This window comes from Streptococcus sp. FSL R7-0212, from assembly GCF_038007985.1.
Lineage (GTDB): Bacteria > Bacillota > Bacilli > Lactobacillales > Streptococcaceae > Streptococcus > Streptococcus parauberis.
The window spans coordinates 1532322-1552375 of record NZ_JBBOYF010000001.1; the positions used below are offsets into that span (position 1 = coordinate 1532322).

Consider the following 20054-nt stretch of genomic DNA (forward strand, 5'->3'; position numbering starts at 1 on the left):
CTAATAAAGTCTATTAGATCAATTTATTAGTTGTTATTGTTCGTGAGCCTTGAATAATTTTTTTATTACCTTTATAAAGTTCTACTATTGTCCAAAATAATATTAGCAGTATTAAGACAATAATAAAGTAGGCTATATGATCAGCAGTCTGAAGTTGATGCTTAGTTGGATTGTCTCCGTAGAATGCCTCAATTTGACTAGGTAGTCCTTTTATATTTAAATAAATTAATCCAGTTACAGAAATCCAACCTATTAGCTTTATCAACCAACTATTTTTAAAAACAGTCATCATTTCTACTTTGTTATTAGTGAAAATTAATAATGGTAACATTGAAAATGGTAATGCAAAAGCCAGAAATACTTGAGAATTATTCAACAAATTATTAATTGCAATGTGTTCTTCTACCGTTGATTTTCCGCTTGCCAAAATAACACATATAATTACTGGGATAACCGATATGAGGCGAGTCACTATTCGACGTAACCAAATAGGAATTTTCATATGTATAAAACCTTCCATGATAATCTGTCCTGTTAAAGTTCCTGTTATTGTCGAATTTTGACCAGATGCTAGCAATGCTATGGCAAATAATACCGATAGTATACTTGAACTAGCGATATGCGCTAAAACAGAATTACTCATCACTAAAGGATTAGATAGAGCCTCAAATAAGCCAAAAAATGATGGATCTTTAACACTACCTGATTTAAAAACTGCAACCCCCATGATTAGTAATAAGGAATTTATAATAAAGGCCATAAACAATTGAATATTGGAATCTAAAGTTGAAAAACGTATAGCCCTAGCAACATCATTCATATCTTCATGATTCACTTTTCTACTTTGAACTACAGATGAGTGCAAATAAAGATTATGTGGCATAACAGTTGCACCAATAATTCCTAAAGTACCTGATAGAGGAGTTTGACCATTTACCGAACGAGAAGTATCAAAAGCTTTTGCATTAGGAACTAATCCTTTTAAAACATCCCCCCAGACAGGATCAGATAACAATACTTGGTATGCAAATACAAAAAATATCACTAAAATCAATATTACTACTATCGCTTCAATTTTTCGAAAACCTATTTTAGTTAATAGTAATAATAATAAAACATCGAAAACAGTAATTAAAACTGCTATGCTCAAAGGAATGTGAAATAAGAGATAGAGAGCTATAGCTCCTCCAATAACTTCTGCTATATCAGTTGCCATGATAGCAAGTTCAGTTAGAATCCATAAAATAATTCCAAGTGGTTTACTTGTACTTGCACGAATAGCCTGTGCTAAATCCATCTGAGTTACTATCCCTAGCTTTGCAGACATATATTGCAGTAACATTGCTATTAAACTAGACATCAAGATAATAGACATCAATAAATAATGGAAATTTTGACCACCTGTGATAGAAGTTGACCAATTTCCAGGATCCATATATCCCACTGCTACTAAAGCACCTGGACCAGAATAAGCAAATAAAGTTCTTAAAAAGCTCATATTATTAGGAACAACTATTGTTCCGTTTATCTCTTCTAGAGAAGGACCATTCGCATACTCTATAAAACTATGTTTTTTTTTCATGAAATAACCTCTCCTATTTTTAATATTAAGTATACTTAATATAAAGTATGTTTAATATTACTCCTTTTTCTAATTTATATCAAGCTTTTTAAATTATTAATTGTCAAATTAAGTTAGACAATTCCTCTTTGCATATGTGACTCAAGAATACTTCTATTGGTGTTTTATAGTTTAATGATTTTCGAGGGATATTATTTCTTTTCGATGCAATAGATTGGATAAAAGATTCATCAACTTCGTTGAAATCCATTTGCTTTGGTAAACCATCTTTACGTAATAAACCATTAGAGTTTTCATTTAACCCTCTTTGTGATGGTGTACCAGGATCTGCAAAATAGATATCAATATCATTTATATTACTGATTGATTTCCAATTTGAAAATTCCTTTCCACAATCAAAAGTCATTGATTTGAATAGATGCTTAGGTACAGATTGCATCCATTGGTTCAAACGATTTTCAATATCTATAGCTCGTCTGCCTTCTGGCTGAAGAGTGATGATTACTTTAGATAATCGCTCAACGAGGGTAATAACAGCACTTTTGTGCTTTTTACCCACAATAGTATCCCCTTCAAGGTGGCCAAATTCTTGATTGAATTTAGAATAATCATTTCCTCTGTCACGAAGTGATCGACGAAAAGATTGTTTTCCCCGAGTTTCTTTGTGTCCGTTGGCTTTACGTTTTCCTTTCATAGGTAGGTGAGTCACTTCAAATACGCCTTGTTTAAACATACGATAAAGTGTACGCATAGAACAAGAAATAGAAAACTCTGCACGGCCAACAATCACATCAGGTGTCCAACCTTGAACAACCCTCTTTTGAATATATTCTGTTTGTTCATCTGATAAGACAATAGGACGTCTGCCACAGCGAGTTTTATTCTTCTTGTATTGATTGAAATAATCTAGAGCATTGTGCCCTGTTTTGAAAAATTGGTAAACTTTATGAATCGTTTGTCTAGATCTATTCAATAGTACTGCGGTTTTAGCTACAGATTGATGATTATTATAATACGCCTCTATCATTGCAAGTTCATTTGATGTAAGATGGGTATAGGTCATTTGTCTTCACTCCTTATAATTCTTTTGCGGGAACTATCTTGAGTGTAGCACAAATGACTTTTTTATTTGTCTAGCTTAATTTTACAATCGGCGAATATTATTAATTATAAATGAATAACAGAATGATTAGAGTTAATGTTTCGAAGTTTATTTTTTTTTGAGTTTCTATAATAATTTTTTATACAATAATCAAAAATATGTTGACCATTCTACAAAAAATATTTTTCTTCTTAAATTTGTTTTTAAAAATCTAATTTTTAAAAATGAATCATAAAAATAATTATATTGTTATCCTCAGTGGTGACATCAGATAAAAACAGCCCCCTCATCTCTGAGGGGGCTGTTTAAGTTCCTTCTACTCCGTCCGTAGTGCTTCGACGGGGTCTTTTTTGGCGGCCATCCGCGATGGGAAGATGCCGGCTATGAGGGTTAAGATGGTGGAGATGAGGATGAGGATGATAGCTGCTTGCCATGGCAGTGCTGTGATTTTCGAAACACCGGTGAGGTGTTTAACAATCATGTTGATTGGAATATTGAGAAGCAGTGTCAGAGCTATTCCTAGGACTCCGGCAAAGATCCCTTCTATCACTGTCTCAGCGTTGAAGACATGAGAAACATCACGTTTTGAGGCACCCATTGCGCGGAGTATCCCAATTTCTTTGGTTCGTTCCAAGACTGAGATATAGGTAATAATCCCAATCATAATTGATGATACAACCAAGGAAATGGCTACAAAGGCTATTAAGACATATGTAATCATGGTTACAATTGAGGTAACACTAGACATGATTAAACCAACAGAATCCGTATAGTTCAAGACCTTGTCATAATCCTTGTCCTTTTTCACCTTACTATTGTAGGATTGAATCAAGTCCTTCAAATCATCCTTGGTCTTAAATGACTTGGGATAGAACTTAATGGTACTAGGTTTATCCAACTCGACATAGCCTAACTTACTCAGATTATCCTTGTAAGTTGCACTTGCATTTTCACTCATTCGATTCATGTAATCCGTCAATTCTTCTGGTGACATTTGTGACAATTGCAATTTTTCTTCGTCGGACAATTGCTCCGCTGAGAAAACTTGCTTTTTCGGATCGGTGATGAAAGCTTTCTTAGTAAAGACATTAGTGCCTTTTTGGGCCACCTGTTCCTGAATTATCTGACTCTGATTATTGTCATCTATAATCTCAGCCGTTAAGTCCTTTGTATAGCCAATCCCAGATTGATTGGCTATACCTTTAGCATCCGCTTTCGGCTTAATAATGCCGACAACTTTGATTGTTTGTGCTTTGGTAATCAAGTCTTTCATGGCAGTGGCATTATCTTTGATATCCACCCACTGGTCGTCTTTCTTCTGATAAAATGCACTAGGTAAGACTGCCTTAAATTCCAGTGCCATTAAATCATTGAAACTATATGTCTTTGAAGTTTTCGTTGATTTCTTAGCAGATGCTTTGGTGTCACCTGATTTTGCTTTACTCTCTTTTTCTTTGTTGACCAATTTGTCTAATTCTGCTTGGCTCTTTAGCCCTAAAGCATAAAGGGCAAAATCATTAAGTTGGTTGTCCTGGTCGACCATAATAACCACTTCGTTAGCACTCTTAGGCAGATGCCCTTTTAGGACCTGATACTGAGATTTGAGCAGATTTCGGTTGTCAATCATCTCTTTCCAGACATTTGTCGAAAAGAGGGAAGATTGGGCCATCGGCGACTGCTTGGCCATTGGACTTTGGCTCTGATCAAATAAAACATCTAAAGGACTTGGGCTAACGGCTTGCGCGCCATCAGTTGTGTCCGTTTTGTAGAGCTGAAGGGTGATTGGGTAAGCATACTGAATAGCATTAGTGTTCTTCTTATAATGAGACGGATGCTTTTCAATATAGGATTTAAAAGAAGTCAAATCGTTGTTTTGGACGTCCGATTTGAGCATCTCAGACAACTGATTGTCCTCATAAACTTTGGACAGATCCTTATTTTTCTTATTAGTTTGTTTATCCAGTAGCGCCGACAAGTTTGATGAAGTCTGAGTAATCTCCAAAGGATAAGAAGTCAGGATATCCTCTTGCATTTTACCTATATAATCCTGGACCCCATTGGAGAGCGACAAAATCAAGGCAATCCCAATTATCCCAATTGAGCCCGCAAAGGCCGTCAAAATTGTTCTTCCTTTCTTGGTCATTAAATTGTTCAAGGACAAGGATAATGCCGTCAAGAAAGACATCTTCGTTTTAGGAGCTTTAGCCAAATCGCCCTGCTGGTCAAGACTAGCATCATAGGGATTTGAATCAGATAGGATATGGCCATCTTTGACCTTGACGATACGAGTCGAGTATTTTTCAGCTAAGTCAGGATTATGGGTCACCATAATAACCAATCTATCCTGAGCAATGTTCTTAAGCAATTCCATAATCTGCACTGAAGTTTCAGAGTCAAGGGCGCCAGTTGGCTCATCGGCTAATAGAATTTCTGGATCATTGACTAAGGCTCTGGCAATAGCAATCCGTTGCATTTGACCACCAGACATTTGACTAGGACGTTTATCAACGTGGTCTTTTAAGCCAACCATTTCAAGAGCCTTTAAAGCCTTTTGGCGGCTTTCCTTTTTAGAAATCCCTGATAAGGTTAAGGCTAATTGAACATTGGAAAGAGCCGTTTGATGGGGAATTAAATTGTAGGATTGAAAGACAAAACCGACAGAGTGATTTCTGTAAGAATCCCAATTACGGTCTTTAAATTGCTTGGTTGACTTGCCATTAATTTGCAAGTCACCACTTGTGTATTGGTCTAAGCCACCAATAATATTTAGTAAGGTTGTTTTACCTGAGCCAGATTGGCCAAGGATTGAGACAAACTCATTTGAACGAAAGGATAGATTAATATCATCCAACGCCTTTTGAGTAAGACTGCCAGTTTGGTAGATTTTAGTAATGTGACTTAAAGTTAACAATGAATTTCCTCTTTATCTAATGAAAACATAATCAGTTGAGTTCCCAATCAAGCATTGGTCCTTTGGGAACAATCCCTGTAGGATTGATTGTTTTATGACTGCCATAATAGTGCTCTTTGATATGATCAAAATATACTGTTTCAGCAATTTTTGGCATGTTGTAAATCGTTTTTGTGTAGTGCCACAAATTCTTATAGCTAGTAAGTGGCTGGTAGTTACATTTAAAATGACCATGATACACCGAATCAAAACGAACTAGTGTCGTAAAAAGACGAATATCTGCTTCTGTAAACGTATTTCCAATTAGATAGTCTTGGTTTTCAAGTACCTCTTCTAACTGATCTAATGCTTTAAAAAGATTAGCTACTTCTGTTTCATAAACAGCTTGTTCTGTCGCAAAGCCTGCTTTGTATACACCATTATTTATGTTGTTATAGACAAAGTCATTCATATCATCAATTTCAGAGGCTAGTTCATCTGGGTAATAATCAGTTGAATTGTCTTGGAAGGCTTCGAAGGCTATATTAAGCATTCGGATAATTTCTGCTGATTCATTACTAACAATTGTTTCTTTCTGTTTATCCCATAGAACTGGCACCGTCACGCGTCCACTATATTCAGGATTGGCTTTTAAATATAATTCATACAAGAAGTTAAAACCATAGAGGTCATCTTTGACATCTGATTTAGATGAGTCAAAAGTCCAACCATTTTCAAGCATTAGAGGGTGAACCACCGATACAGTTATAACTCTTTCTAGACCTTTTAAGGCACGCATCATTAACGTTCGACAAGCCCAGGGGCAAGCATAGGATACATACAAATGGTAACGGTCGGCTTCTGCTTTAAAGCCCGCTTCTCCTGTTGGTCCAGCAGAACCATCTTTGGTTACCCAATTGCGAAACTGTGCTTGTGACCGCACAAATTTCCCTTTTGTTGATTTGGTATCATACCATTTGTCTTGCCATTTTCCATCGACTAATAACCCCATATATTTTCTCCTTCGAAATTCTAATAATTACCTTCATTTTAACATGGCAGTGATTGATTTTACCAATTTTCAGCATGAGTCTCAGGAGGAATGCTTTCAGCACGACCGTTAAGTGATAAATTGGCTATCAAAAAAATTCTGTAATCAGAATTCCTAATTATTCTGCCTTGCTATTTCTCAAAAATTAATGGGACACATTTAATAGCTATTTCAAAAAATGGCAAGGCCAGTCTGAATTATCGAACCACTCGCATTGCATATACTTTAAGACAAGATACAATTAATAACAAGAAGTACAAGTACTTCGCCTTTAAAAACGATGATACTCTGCTCTTAAGTGAGGATAGTTATCTCCTCCTTGACCCCAATAAAGCAATCGCCGATCAATTTGTCAAAGTTGATAGTAAACTCTATAATTATATTGAAAAAAAATTAAATCCACATCTTGCTTTTGATCTGGATTATTTTATACCGAAATGAAAGTTATACCTAAAACCTGACAAATTTTCTCCAAATCAGAGCTCTTCACAACTATAGTTGAACACGGTGTCCCTGGCGCAAAGACCAACTTCTCATGTCCTAGTAATTCCTTGTCAAAAATTAAGGGTGTTTCTTCTTCATAGCCCAAAGGGCCAACAGCTCCCGCTTCTTGACCAGTCATAATCTCCATAACATCTGTTTTTTCAATCGACAATCTTAAGCCAGTGGCTTCTTTAAGAGCTTTGAAATCGACCTGTTTTTCCGGCAATGTCAAATAAACATAGTGCCTTTTCTTCTTATCTTTTAAGTAGAGTGACTTGGTTTCTGTTCCCCAAAAACCTTTCTCAGCTTTCATTGCTTCCGCCCCTTCATAAGTAAAAATGGGCTCATGGTCATACCACTCAAAATAAAAATCAGCTTGGGTAAATACTTGTTTTAAATCTTTCACTAGATAACCTAATTTCGTTTCATCTTACCTCTATTTTACTACAGTTCTTTCAGGTAGTCATTAGAAAAGCAAATTCTGTATTAAATGAGAAAAATTTAACCGTTTATATGTTTTCTATTGACATATTTGTCAAGCGTGCTATACTATTTTTGTAAAGGTAACTTTACAAATACCCTTAGGAGTAAACAGATGTTACAGATTAATCATTTATCCAAATCTTATGGAAAAAAAGAGATTCTTAAAGACATGTCTTTTGACATTGAAACTGGGAAAATCTGTGGTTTTGTAGGCAAAAATGGAGCAGGTAAAACAACCTTCTTTCATTCACTTTTAAATTTCGTCTCATATCAAGGTGATATTCACTTTAACAATAAACCCTTTACTCGAGGCAGTTATTCTAATGTTGGCTACCTGCCCGAAGAACGAAGCTTAATGCCCAAATTAACTGTTTATCAACAAGTCCATTATTTGGCCAGCCTTAAAGGGATGACTAGTAAAGAAATCAAAGAAAAATTACCTATTTGGTTGGATAAGTTAGAAGTCAAAGGGAAAGCTACCGACAAAATAAAAAGTTTATCAAAAGGGAATCAACAAAAAATCCAATTGATTATTACCTTAATTCATGAACCTGATTTAATTATTTTAGATGAACCTTTTTCTGGACTAGATCCAGTTAATACAGCCATTCTAAAAAAAGTTATCTTAGAAGAGAAAAAACGTGGTGCAACTATTATCTTCTCTGACCACGTTATGACAAATGTTGAAGAACTATGTGATCATTTGATTATGATAAATGATGGTCAAGTTGTCCTCAATGGTAGCATTCAAGAAATAAGAGATGCTTTTGGGAAAACGCGACTCTTCCTACCAGGTGATTTACCTGAAGAAAGATTGCAAACTTTGCCTCATGTAACATCTTATAGCAAAAATAATTCAGGTAATTGGCGTCTCATTTTAGATGATGCATCTGCTGGTCCACAACTATTTGATTTAATTAGTGGTGGACGCTATTTATCAACATTTGATCAACAAGCCCCCTCTATTGATGAAATCTTTAAATTAAAATCAGGAGTTAAATCATGAAAGAATTATGGATTGTAACCAAGGAAACCTATCTCAGACAAGTTAAATCATGGACCTTTTTCTTCATGATTATTTCCCCTTTTATCTTTTTAGCTATCTCAACTGGAATTAGCTATATTTCAGGTAATTCTGCAGAAAAAGCGAATCAGATTGCTGTTGTCGTTCCTGCAAAAGATTATAAAACCGCTTTAATAAATTTAGATAATGTAACCTATAAGTACAACACAAAAGAGGCAGCAAAGAAAGCCTTGGACAAAGAAAAAGTCACTGGATACTTACTTATTGAAAACAAAGATAATCATATCGTCGGTACTTATAAAGGAAAAGATTCACTATCAATGCAAACAAAAGGGATGATAAATCAATCACTCTATCAACTACAAACACAATTAAGCATGATGACGGCAAATCTATCCCCAGATCAAATTAAAGCAATAAACCAAAAACCAGAATTAAAAGTTGTCTCAGAAAAGAAAAATGAAACAGCAACTGCTGCTAAATTTATTTCTTTCTACGGTTTGATTTTTATCATGTATATGATTATCATCATCTATGCTGCACAAACTGCTCAAGAGATAGCCTCTGAAAAAGGAACAAAAATTATGGAAGTCGTCTTCTCTAGTGTTCCTGCAGAGAAATACTTCTATGGACGGATTCTTGGTATCTTCGGCGTCATTTTAACACATGTCCTTATCTATATTGTTGGTGGTTACCTAACTTATGAAATCTTAAGTAAACTTGATGGTACAAAAGATATGGTTACATCCGTTAAACCACTCTTAAAACAAGTTTTCAAACATTTTGATATCACAATTTTAGGATTTGCAGTATTAGGGCTTCTCATCTTTGTAGTCCTAGCTGCCTTATGTGGCTCACTAGTTGCTCGAGCTGAGCAAGCTAATCAAGCCGCTCAACCCGCCATATACTTAGTAATGGTTGGATTCTTAGGTTCATTTGCCCTAGGACAAGCTGGTAGCGACTTACTAGCCTTGAAAATTGGTTCTTACATTCCTTTTCTCTCAACCTTCTTCATGCCCGTTCGTTTAATCAATGGCTATGCTAGCCAGATGGAAAGTTTTCTCTCATTAGCTATTTTAGCACTTGCTGCTTTTCTCCTAATTGTCTTTATTGGTAAATCCTATTCAGGACTAATCTTACAAACGGATGATATTGGATTCTTCAAGAGTCTTAAGAAAGGCTTAGCTCACAATTAAAAAAAGAGGGCAACCTCTTTTTTTCTATGCTTTATTCATTTGGCGTTTAATGACCATAAAAATAATCGGCAGAACTGAAACAAAAACAATAGCTAACATAATTAATTCAAAGTGTGCCTTAACAAATGGAATTGAACCGAAGAAGAAACCTGCTAAAATACCAATGATTACCCATGATAAGCCACCAATACAGTTAAAGATGAAAAATTTCTTAGTATCCATTTTTCCAATTCCGGAAATAAAGGGAATAAAGGTTCTGACAATCGGAACAAAACGCCCTAGAGAAATAGCAATATTCCCATACTTAAGGAAGAAATGCTCAGTCTCAGCAATATGACTATCCTTAATAAATTTCCCAAAGAAAGGAACTTTTCTCAAGGATAACCCATATTTTCGACCCAGACTATAATTGACAAAGTCTCCAAGAATAGCAGCCACAGCAAGAATAAAAATAAAAAGGATTGGATTATAAGCACTCTTTGCAATAAAAGCACCTGTCATAAACAAGAGGGAATCCCCTGGTAAGAATGGAAAGAAGACTAAGCCAGTTTCAACAAAGATAATCAGAAAGATAATTAAAAAAGCATATAGACCGTATTGAGTTAAAATCAAGTTAATAAAATTGGTAAACATAAAAATCCTTTAATTTTGAAATATAGTAACATTAATAAGCTTAGCGTAAAATCGAGAAAAAAGCTATCCTATTTTTATTTAATCTAAGATACTGTAATAAACTTAAAGAAAGCTTATACGAAGCTCAGTAAAAAAATCGTGATTAAAACAATACTGGACAAGATGGTCAGTGAATTCACGGTGGCTGGTACTGAACTTTTGATTCCTAATTCTTGTGCGTAGAGTGGGGTAACGACAGCAATTGGAGCTAGTAAGCAGATGGTCAACATCTGCTTGACAACCATATCCAACGGTAGCAATGTGACCAGTGCAACCATTAGCCCAGAGCCGAAAAGACGAAGACCAAGTAGTTGTCCCAATTCTTGAAGGGCTTGTCGGTTAAATTTGAGATCAACCATCACCCCTAAGACAAACATGGCTAAAAAGGGATTAGCATCTGCTCCGACCTTTGCAATAGTTAAGATTGGACCTGGTAAATGCCACTGTAAGATGGAGAGAACGAAGCAGATAAGATAGGTGACAAAAGGAACTGAATGCAAGAGTTTTTTCAAGAATGCACCAACTGTTAATTTTTCAGAACCAGGGCTAAAGAGACTAGCCACCGCATAATTGCCGCCAAAGACCATAATGGCATTTCCGGTATCAAAAAGTATGACATACATCAAATAAGAAACTGGAAAAAAACTTTGGACAAATGGGAACGCAAAGTTGCCAATGTTGAATCCCGACAATTGAATAACATTTTGGGTTTTGCTTAAAGGCTCAGCCTTCCGACCTCTTATATAACCTAATGCAAGCATCAGCCCATTAGCAAGCAAAGCTAGACCTAGCGGGATTAAGAGAAATCCTGACAGGGTAATGCTTTTTGCGGACAGTAATAATGCGCAAGGCAATGTCACTGTCATCACAATTTTGGACAGAGCATGCCCTTCTTGCAAGCTAATTAGTCCTCTTTTCTTAAAAAAATAACCTAAACAGACAACTAGCACAAAACTGCTAGCTTTAATTAATATGGTAAGCACGCGCAACTCCTTTACCTAAATAGTATATCACATTCTGAGCCCACAAAAATGACAGGCAGACTGGCCTGTCATTTAGTTTTTTATTATAAATTTTGTGAAAAACTTTCGGCAGCTAATTTACCTGAAGTTAATGCCCAAGCATTATTAGCTCCTGATGGCGAGTCTGTTCCCATAACACCGCCAACAACTTCACCGGCTGCATATAAGCCTTTGATTGTTTCCCCTTTAGTATTTTCAACTGCAAGATTTTTGTTAACCACGAGTCCACCCATAGTTGTTGCAAAACGTGGACGTTGCTCGATCATGTAATATGGTCCAGCACCAACTTTTTCTTGTAAGAAACGATTTTCTCTGTTAAAGTCGCTATCTGTACCAGTTTCAACAAAGCTGTTATAACGTTCTACAGTTTCAGCAAGTGCTTCTTTGTCCATGCCTGCGCGCTCTGCTAATTCTTCCAAAGTGTCAGCATGGAAAAGGTAAGGCGTTTTTTGGCCATTAGCATCTAACCATGATGTCACTTCTGCTTCGGAAATTCCGCCTTCGGCAATTTCTTTTCGGAAGATATCAAAATGTCTTTGGTCTAAGAGTAGGTATAGCAGTTTAGCTTTTTGTTCCATCAACACCTCAAGTATGTCATGGTTACTTGCTCGTTCATTTACGACACGTTTGCCATCTGTTGACACCAAGAGGCCATTTTGTTTGAGGACTGCTAGGTTACCACCAATTGTTGATTTAGCATAGCCAGGTGCAACTTCGACACCATTTGGATAGATTTTACCAAACTCCATTAAACGACTTGCGGCATCAATTTCAGGAACTTGAGCCATTAAGAGACCTTCACCCATTGATGAGCTTGTCCCGTAGAACAAGACATCTTTAAGGTCTTCTGATAAGAGGGCTTTGTTATTACCATAACCACCTGTGGTAAGAATAACAGCTTTACTTGCAATACGGTGCGTTTTACCTGTTTCTTCAACAGCAACTAATCCGGTCACATTACCTTGTCCATCATGTAAAAGTTTTTCAGCTTTTGTTTGAAGGAGTAGGTTAACATTTGATGCTGCCATTTTTTCACGGACTGTATCAGCAAAGCCATGTCCACCATGGGCATAAGCTAATTCCCGATCTTTTCTGTATTCCGCGAGGACGTGTAAGCCTTTATCATATTGGACACCAATATATTGATTTACCCAATCTGTTGCTTGACCAACATTCTCAGTCAAAAGTTCAAGCAATTCGGGAACATTTTTTTGGTTTCCATTTTCCATAAAGTCTTCATACATGATTTGCGCATTATCATCAATAACGCCTTCTTGGATTTGTAATTGCGATCCCATGACAACTTGGTTTCCCCCAGAAACAGAGATTGCCCCACCAATAAAGCTGAGTTTCTCAATTAAGGTGACACTTAAACCAAGTTGATCGGCACGAAGGGCAGCAGCAATTCCGGCTGCTCCACCACCTACAACGACAAGATCAACCGACTCATCGACTACTTCTGTTGAACGATGAACAGTTGGTTTTGGACGAGCTTTCAATACATCAACGGCATCTTGACCACTGGCTTGCATTACAGCTTCGGAAACGCCATCAATGACACCTTGGCTGGTTGATGAAGCTCCAGAAACGGCATCAACATTTAAAGTTTGGAAATCAATGATTTGTTTTGGCATTTTTTCAAAAACTAAATCAGAAAGACCAGCTGATTCACCAGCACTGTCGATTTTGATTTCAGTTATAGATTCGTCATTGAAGGTTACAACCATTGGTAATTCACTATTATGTCCATGAGCCATCACACGATATGTACCAGCTTTGTACTCCAGTGGTTTATTCATCAATGTTTTTAGACGTTCTGCTTTCTCAGTTTCAGCAACTGTATCTTTAACTAAGAAGAATGTTTCATCCATAAATTTCCATAAAGGTGTCGGAATGATTAACTTTTCACGGTCATGGATATCAGCAAAAGTAGGAATTACTTTGTCAGCCATGATTGCTGCAGCCCAGTCTGTTTCAACTAAGAAACCTTTTGCTACTGCTAATAAATCATAACCAGCTTCCAAAGCTTTTTCAGCATCTGCTTTCTGCATGATACCTCCAACTCCCATAACTGGTACTTGTGCAAGTTTTTCTGAACGTTGAGCAGTATACTTATTAATAGTGGGTTCTAAATCATTTGTATTAATGATAGAACTTCTTAAGTAAGCCCCCATTGAAAAATGAACATAATCAAGTCCAACTTCAGCTAAGCTATTTAAGAGGAACATACTATCTTCAAAATGAATCCCTGGTTCTTCTAATTCTTCTGGCGAGAAACGGTAACCAATGATAAAGTCTTGCGCATTCTCTTCTTGTTTAACTGCTTGAGCTGCTTTTAGGACTTCTAATGGGAACTTAGCACGTTTCTCTATACTACCACCCCAAGCATCTTGTCTTCTATTTGAATGAGGAGAAAAGAATTGTTGTAAAAGATATGTATTTGCACCATGCAATTCAACACCATCAAATCCAGCTTGAATCGCGCGACGTACACCGTTGGCAAAGGCTTCGACCATTTCTAAGATTTCTTGGTGCGTCATTTCAGTTGGTACCGGTGCGTTTGGTCTTAGTGCTGCTACTGCAGAAGCTGAAATTGGGGTTGCCCCACCATTCATTTCAGGCCATGCCATGCGACCAGCATGATAAATTTGGATCAAGGCTTTTGATCCTTTATTTTTTATGGCTTGCGCCAATCGGCTAAGCCCTTGAATTTTATCATCGTGGTCAATCCCAAGTGCGCCAAAGAAACCACGTCCTTTATCTTCCACAAAAGCACTTTCGACAATAATTGTACCAGCTGTTCCAGATCGTTCAGCATAATACTTAATCAACTCTTCTGTAATACTACCATCAAAATAAGCTGATTGTGTCGTCATGGGAGCCATAACAAGACGATTTTTAAGTTCTTGACCTGAGGTCAAGCTGATATTATCTATTAAAGTTTTTGTCATATTTTATCCTTTTCTAATTCAGTTTAAAGTTGTCAGAATATCTCTTAATAAGCTTACAGGAACCTGTCCTGGGGCAGAAGCTTGCCCAGCTGAACCAAAGGTTGCTGCAGAGCCAAATACTTCTCCACTGACCCGACTAACCATACCTAGACTACCCATAGACATCGTAATTAATGGACATGCAACTTGATCATCAGCAATTGCAGTTGCTTGTAACAAGGTCAAAACATCGTCTTTAGATTGTGGCATAACGGCAATCTTACAAATATCAGCACCCTTAGCCTCCATCATTTTGAGACGGTCAACTATTGTTTCTTGAGCTGGTGTTTTATCAAAATCATGATTACACATAATGACTTTAATCCCTTTTTGATGAGCCTTATTAACAATTATTTTGACAATATTTTCTGGCATAAAGAGTTCCACATCAAGTAAATCCAATTTCCCTTCGTCAATTAAAGATAGATAAAGATTTCCATATTCTTGGTCTGAAAGAGCACAGACACCACCCTCACGTTCTGATCTAAATGTAACTAACAAAGGTTTTTTGAGGATATCTTTTACTTTATATGATAAGGTAGCAACTGCTTTAGCATCCTTTACTTCCTTATAATGGTCAATACGCCATTCTACAAAATCACAATCAATTTTGCTAATATTGTTTGCCGCATCTAAGATATCTTGACTATTTGTACCCACAATTGGCACAATAATTTTAGGCTGTCCTTGACCAATCTCAACTTGATCGACCATTACTGTTTTTTTCATAAATACTACCCTCACTTTTATTCAAATAAATCCCTATTAAAATGTGATACTTTTCACTAAAAGTATATCATGGGCAATGATAGAAAACTAATGATTCTTTTTTATCTGATTAATAGACAAAATCTATTAATTGAACTGAAAAAGGAAACTTGATATTTCCTTTTTCTTTGTAAATTTTAAAAATGGAGAACACCAAAGATAATTGCTGTTATAATTACAATGATATTTGTCACAGACATAATGATTACCCCGCGTTTTGTGAATGATGTTGGCTCAATTTCACAAAGTGTTGCACCTACATAGGTAGCTGAATTCATTGGTGTTACAGATGTAGCAAGTGCTAAATTACATACAAATGGGGCAATGACCATTATTGGTGATAATCCAAATGTTGCTCCAATTGTGATAAATAATGGATAAAAGGCATTATATAACTGATAAGGTACAAAATAAATAATTGGTACACAGAAGGCTAGGAATATAATATGGATGTAACGCATTAAGAATACAGGGAATATACCTTTGAGTAACTGTGCAAGTGAAGCAACCATTGATAATTTACTTCCGTCTTCTGGTGCTGCGTTGAAAATTGCTAGATAGAAACAAATTGCTAGAAGCATCAAGACAACGTTAAAAAATGTAATACCAGCTTTATTCCAAATAGCTCCAAAATCTTTTGGATAGTTAACCATGGCTGTAATAATTGATGCAGCAACAAATACGAGATAAGATGGAATCTTGAAATATGCCAATGCAACAATTACAGCAAGAAATACGAATAGGTTAAACCAGAATAGTTTTGGTCTGGCATTAGGTTTTTCTTCTAATTTTTCGACTTCAGCTTCAACTGTATCTTTAGATAGTCCTAATGTACCATGTTCTTTTTTATGTTTATAGGCAAAATAGACATACTGAAGTATTATTGCAGGAATAAAGCAAAGTCCCCAGGGCATCGCTGCAACTGCCAGCGTTTCCGCATCAGTTCCGGCCATTGTTGCAGACATGATTAATCCGATTCCCCCAGGGTAACCAACACATGGCGCCTATGGCAGTTTGACAAATAATGAAGGCAAAATCACGATCCAATTTAAACTTCTTGTAAAGCGGAATCATGATTGGAAAAACGATTAGATAGGTTGTTGACATGTTGGCTGTGAGGTAAGCTATTGCTCCTAAAATCGTGGTTAAAATCATAACTCCGATGACATTGAGCTTATCTCCAACTTTTTTCATGACGGCGTTTACTATGGTATCAAACATTCCTGTTTCAGTTACCATAGTAAAATAGATCAAACCAAACAAGAGCATATATCCAGTTTGAGACATCACGAGATTAATTTGATTAATAATAAATGTGCTTGTTTCCATAACATTGTAACCCATTAAAAAACTAAATATAACGGGTACAACAAACATGATAAAGTTTAAAGGAACTTTATTCCACAGGATAAAAGCGACAACGATGACAAGCATCAATAGTGCAAGTACGGCTGGACTCATAGTATTATCTCCTCAATTTTTTAAATTGTTCAAAAGACCAAATTCTCTTTTATAGGACCATGCCATCATATCATGGACAAAGTCGGTATATGGGTGTGGGGCTGCAGTAAAACAGTGTCCGAGTCGCGGTGCCAAGAAGAACTCACATGGAACACCGGCGCGTAGAAGTCTCTGAGTATAGTTCCAAGCACTGTCTCGTAAGGTATCATATTCACCAGCAATAATCATTGTCGGACCAAGTCCTCCTATATCATGGCAAAGGCCTGGGAAAGCATAATATGATGGTTGTTGACCATTATAGCCTCCTAGATAGGTTGCTTCTGCACCTAAAGCTTTCTTATCTGGTCCCATTTTTAGTTGAATTAGTTGTTGGAATGAGTATAACTCTTCAATAGCTGTATCAAAGGTTGGACAATTGAGAACTGTTAATTTAGGCATTGGTTCATTACGATCTCTTAGATAAAGGGCTAAACCTTCTGCAAGATTTCCTCCCGCACTTGACCCATGGATACCCATTAAATCTGGATTTCCACCCAACTCCTCAGCATGGTCATGTAAATACATGTAGGCTGCATGACAATCTTCAAGTGGCATTGGAAAATGATAACCCTTTTTTCCACCTGATAGACGATATTCAACTGCAGCTACAATTGCTGGAACACGTTGTGCTAATGCTAGACATCGCGCATTATCAAGGGCAACTGTACCAGCAACAAAACCTCCTCCATGAATATCCAATATAATTGGTGAATGCTTAGGTAAATCTTTTGCTTTAAAAAGTCGTAATTGGAGTTCTTGATCCTTATCTGGACCTGGAATCATGATATCTTCCATATTCATATCTTCTGGAAGCTGAAAATCCATCATAGCTTTTCCTTGTGCTTCTTTTCTTGCTTTAGTTTCAGAACTTTCGTCACTCAAATAGCTAAAAAGATGATTTTCATATCCGGGGAATGGTTTTAATTCCATAATTAAATTACCTTTCATTTCTAATCTTGTTAATAGTTTAACATGATTTGATAACTTTTTCACAAAGATTTTCCATAAAATTTAGAAAGCGAATTCATAATTTATTTCTATAGATAAATATATTTGGAAAACAAAAAAGACTCCTCATGTTAGTACTTCATACTTACATGAATGAGTCTTTCTAAATACTATTTAGTTTTTTTCATTAAATAATAAATCACGGATATATTCTACAGGCATTTCTTCTCCCGTGAATAATTTGAATGCTTCTGCACCTTGATACAACATCATGCCAAGTCCATTTATTGCTTTTTTAGCACCGTTTTCTTTAGCGAATTTCAATAATTTTGTTTCTGCAGGGCTATAAACAACATCAAAAACTACAAGGTCTGGACGAATAACTTCTGGATCATTGATAAGGCTTTGATCTTCCAGAGGCTTCATTCCGACACCTGTGGCATCAATATAAATTGATGATTCAGCAATTGATTTTTTGAAGGCCTCTTGGTCTGCTAAATCACAGACACTTGCTTTAGTATTTGTGCGATCATTAATTTTTTCAACTGTTTTTTCAGCATTTGCGTAACTTGGATCTTTTTGGTTGAAGATACGAACTTCTTTTGCGCCATCTAAGCCGAGTTGAACGGCTATGGCAGTTCCTGCTCCGCCAGCTCCAGCTAATGTGATAATTTGATTTTTAATATCCACACCTTCTTCAGCCAATGCACGAACTGCTCCTGTTCCATCAGTAACGTGACCAACTAAGTGTCCTTTGCCATCTTTATTGACAACGGTATTAACTGCTCCAACTAATTCTGCTGCTGGTGAAATTTCATCAAGATAAGGAATGATTGCTTGTTTGTTTGGCATTGATACATTTGATCCACGAATGCCTAGAGCACGTATACCTTGTACAGCATCAGCTAATTCTTCATTACCAACTTCAAAAGCCAGGTAAGCATAATCTAAGCCTAATTTCGCAAAAGCTTCATTATGCATTTTTGGAGATAGGCTGTGACGAATTGGTGTAGCTATAAGTGAAATTAATAAAGTGTGACCTGATAAACGTTCTGACATAAGAATTACCTCTCTTTTAATGAATATCTATTATGTTAGTCTCAGAATGAAAGACTTTTTGATAACGAAACGAAACGATAGTTAAAACAATTGACCCTAATAGTGCTAATACAGCAACTAGAACAAAGACTAACTCAATACTCTTCTCAGCCACGACCCCTGTTAAAAATGGTGCTCCCATAACAGAAAGTGAAGTTGCTAAAGAATAATAACTAGTCACTAAACCTCTCCTCTGTGGGAAGAAGTCCAAAAGTGTGGCAAGCCCCAGTTGCCAGATACCTCCTGCAGCGAAAACTCCGATTACCACAGTAGCTATTACTACTGTAACCAATTTGGGATGAGTAACCATTCCCGTAATTGCGAGTGCTGTGATCGTTGTACAGAAAATCATGAAGTTGACAACATTAAGTCCACGTTTAACAACTGCTGATGTGATAAATACTGAAGTAAATGAGCAAATACTATAGAGACTGACAAACATTAAACTATCTGTTTTAGCAATTCCGACAACAGTTTCAGCAAAAGTAGGAATCCAGATAATAAAAATATTGAAGAGTGACACGGAAACCAGTGAAAAAATTAATAGACATACCCCTTCAATGGCAAAATTTGATTGTACCCATAACAATTTTGTGTCTTCTGATAGTTGTTCTTCAGATAACTTTTCACTATTCCCAAAAAGTTTAGGAAATGGAAGTTTAGCAAGGAAGAAAATATTTACTATCAAGAAAACTGCGGATGCAATAAAAGTCCAACCAAAATAGAGATGATTTCTAAAAATATAACTGGTAACTAATGGTAAGATAAACTGACCAACTGAAATAAATGCTTTATTTAAAACGCTTAGGGCACTATTGTTATTGTGATCCTCAAAAGCTTCAACAACAACTGGATAGGTTGATGTATCTAGAAATGAGTTTCCAATACCTGCAAAGATAGCAAAAATAAAGGCCAAAATATAAGAGTTTGAAAATGTTAAACCTAAGTAAAAAATTATATAGGATAAAACACCAAGAATAACAGCTTTTCTTCGACCTAAGTAATCAGATAAGAAACCTGCTAAATTGACACTTAGAACTCGGCCAAAACCAATAGCACTAATCACTAATGTTATTTGACTAAGTGAAGCTTGCCATCTACCCTCTAAAACAGTCATATTTTGTGAAATGATAATGGCCGCTATACCTTGAAAAATATAGTTTATATAAAGTGCACCAATAGTCGGTACATACTTATTTTTCATCGGGGGTTAATCTCCTTTATTGCTATAATGCAGTTAAAATG

The 20054-nt window shown here is 36.3% G+C and carries 16 protein-coding genes; 2 read left to right on the forward strand and 14 right to left on the reverse strand.

The genetic code is table 11. The features are described from left to right. Positions 1–13 precede the first annotated feature (13 nt). The 5 genes from MKY69_RS07770 to MKY69_RS07790 form a co-directional block, all read right to left on the reverse strand. Positions 14–1582 (reverse strand): Nramp family divalent metal transporter, encoded by a 1569-nt coding sequence (locus tag MKY69_RS07770; protein ID WP_004235064.1) that lies wholly within the window; start codon positions 1580–1582, stop codon positions 14–16. A gap of 103 nt (positions 1583–1685) precedes the next feature. Further along, a complete protein-coding gene (locus MKY69_RS07775; RefSeq protein WP_002360751.1) occupies positions 1686–2645 on the reverse strand; it encodes an IS30-like element IS1062 family transposase in 960 nt (319 codons plus the stop codon). A gap of 355 nt (positions 2646–3000) precedes the next feature. Further along, positions 3001–5595 carry an ABC transporter ATP-binding protein/permease gene (locus tag MKY69_RS07780; protein WP_004234967.1) on the reverse strand — a complete coding sequence of 865 codons (2595 nt, stop codon included), beginning with the start codon at positions 5593–5595 and terminating at the stop codon, positions 3001–3003. Between the two features lie 31 nt (positions 5596–5626). After that, positions 5627–6586 (reverse strand): glutathione S-transferase family protein, encoded by a 960-nt coding sequence (locus MKY69_RS07785; RefSeq protein ID WP_004234965.1) that lies wholly within the window; start codon positions 6584–6586, stop codon positions 5627–5629. Between the two features lie 466 nt (positions 6587–7052). After that, a complete protein-coding gene (locus MKY69_RS07790) occupies positions 7053–7514 on the reverse strand; it encodes a YbaK/EbsC family protein (RefSeq protein ID WP_003107398.1) in 462 nt (153 codons plus the stop codon). A gap of 189 nt (positions 7515–7703) precedes the next feature. Between MKY69_RS07790 and MKY69_RS07795 the strand changes: the two genes are divergently transcribed. Next, positions 7704–8597, forward strand: coding sequence for an ABC transporter ATP-binding protein (locus MKY69_RS07795; protein WP_003107400.1), 894 nt, complete (start codon positions 7704–7706; stop codon positions 8595–8597). Continuing rightward, complete coding sequence (locus MKY69_RS07800; protein WP_003107401.1) at positions 8594–9811, forward strand: ABC transporter permease; 1218 nt, start codon at positions 8594–8596, stop codon at positions 9809–9811. Before MKY69_RS07795 ends, MKY69_RS07800 begins: the two co-directional genes overlap by 4 nt. 24 nt (positions 9812–9835) lie before the next feature. On the opposite strand, the gene MKY69_RS07805 is transcribed toward MKY69_RS07800, so the two are convergent. From MKY69_RS07805 to MKY69_RS07845, 9 genes are all read right to left on the reverse strand, one after another. Next, positions 9836–10444 (reverse strand): VTT domain-containing protein, encoded by a 609-nt coding sequence (locus tag MKY69_RS07805; RefSeq protein WP_003107403.1) that lies wholly within the window; start codon positions 10442–10444, stop codon positions 9836–9838. A gap of 113 nt (positions 10445–10557) precedes the next feature. Continuing rightward, the gene (locus MKY69_RS07810) at positions 10558–11466 is read right to left on the reverse strand and encodes an AEC family transporter (RefSeq protein ID WP_004234962.1); all 909 of its coding nucleotides are present in this window, start codon (positions 11464–11466) and stop codon (positions 10558–10560) included. Between the two features lie 83 nt (positions 11467–11549). Further along, the gene (locus MKY69_RS07815; RefSeq protein ID WP_013794190.1) at positions 11550–14456 is read right to left on the reverse strand and encodes an NADH-dependent flavin oxidoreductase; all 2907 of its coding nucleotides are present in this window, start codon (positions 14454–14456) and stop codon (positions 11550–11552) included. Positions 14457–14474: 18 nt separating this feature from the next. Continuing rightward, positions 14475–15224: a type I 3-dehydroquinate dehydratase gene (gene aroD / locus MKY69_RS07820; RefSeq protein WP_004234958.1), complete on the reverse strand. Its 750-nt coding sequence runs from the start codon at positions 15222–15224 to the stop codon at positions 14475–14477. Positions 15225–15400: 176 nt separating this feature from the next. Then, on the reverse strand, positions 15401–16228 hold the full coding sequence (locus MKY69_RS07825; protein ID WP_004234956.1) for a hypothetical protein: 828 nt from the start codon (positions 16226–16228) through the stop codon (positions 15401–15403). Then, positions 16203–16724, reverse strand: a complete 522-nt coding sequence (locus tag MKY69_RS07830; protein WP_004234953.1) for an SLC13 family permease — start codon at positions 16722–16724, stop codon at positions 16203–16205. The genes MKY69_RS07825 and MKY69_RS07830 overlap by 26 nt, the downstream gene beginning before the upstream one ends. Before the next feature lie 12 nt (positions 16725–16736). Beyond that, the gene (locus tag MKY69_RS07835; RefSeq protein ID WP_311201950.1) at positions 16737–17711 is read right to left on the reverse strand and encodes an alpha/beta hydrolase; all 975 of its coding nucleotides are present in this window, start codon (positions 17709–17711) and stop codon (positions 16737–16739) included. Positions 17712–17885: 174 nt separating this feature from the next. Then, positions 17886–18770: a shikimate dehydrogenase gene (locus MKY69_RS07840; RefSeq protein ID WP_003107408.1), complete on the reverse strand. Its 885-nt coding sequence runs from the start codon at positions 18768–18770 to the stop codon at positions 17886–17888. Positions 18771–18786: 16 nt separating this feature from the next. Further along, positions 18787–20013 carry an MFS transporter gene (locus MKY69_RS07845; protein ID WP_004234948.1) on the reverse strand — a complete coding sequence of 409 codons (1227 nt, stop codon included), beginning with the start codon at positions 20011–20013 and terminating at the stop codon, positions 18787–18789. Positions 20014–20054 lie beyond the last annotated feature (41 nt).

Coding starts and splice junctions, on each gene's coding strand:
- MKY69_RS07770 (WP_004235064.1), bottom strand. CDS start 1,582: ATGAAAAAAAAACATAGTTTTATAGAGTATGCGAATGGTCCTTCTCTA.
- MKY69_RS07775 (WP_002360751.1), bottom strand. CDS start 2,645: ATGACCTATACCCATCTTACATCAAATGAACTTGCAATGATAGAGGCG.
- MKY69_RS07785 (WP_004234965.1), bottom strand. CDS start 6,586: ATGGGGTTATTAGTCGATGGAAAATGGCAAGACAAATGGTATGATACC.
- MKY69_RS07795 (WP_003107400.1), top strand. CDS start 7,704: ATGTTACAGATTAATCATTTATCCAAATCTTATGGAAAAAAAGAGATT.
- MKY69_RS07800 (WP_003107401.1), top strand. CDS start 8,594: ATGAAAGAATTATGGATTGTAACCAAGGAAACCTATCTCAGACAAGTT.
- MKY69_RS07805 (WP_003107403.1), bottom strand. CDS start 10,444: ATGTTTACCAATTTTATTAACTTGATTTTAACTCAATACGGTCTATAT.
- MKY69_RS07815 (WP_013794190.1), bottom strand. CDS start 14,456: ATGACAAAAACTTTAATAGATAATATCAGCTTGACCTCAGGTCAAGAA.
- aroD (WP_004234958.1), bottom strand. CDS start 15,224: ATGAAAAAAACAGTAATGGTCGATCAAGTTGAGATTGGTCAAGGACAG.
- MKY69_RS07825 (WP_004234956.1), bottom strand. CDS start 16,228: ATGTCTGCAACAATGGCCGGAACTGATGCGGAAACGCTGGCAGTTGCA.
- MKY69_RS07830 (WP_004234953.1), bottom strand. CDS start 16,724: ATGAGTCCAGCCGTACTTGCACTATTGATGCTTGTCATCGTTGTCGCT.
- MKY69_RS07835 (WP_311201950.1), bottom strand. CDS start 17,711: ATGAAAGGTAATTTAATTATGGAATTAAAACCATTCCCCGGATATGAA.
- MKY69_RS07840 (WP_003107408.1), bottom strand. CDS start 18,770: ATGTCAGAACGTTTATCAGGTCACACTTTATTAATTTCACTTATAGCT.
- MKY69_RS07845 (WP_004234948.1), bottom strand. CDS start 20,013: ATGAAAAATAAGTATGTACCGACTATTGGTGCACTTTATATAAACTAT.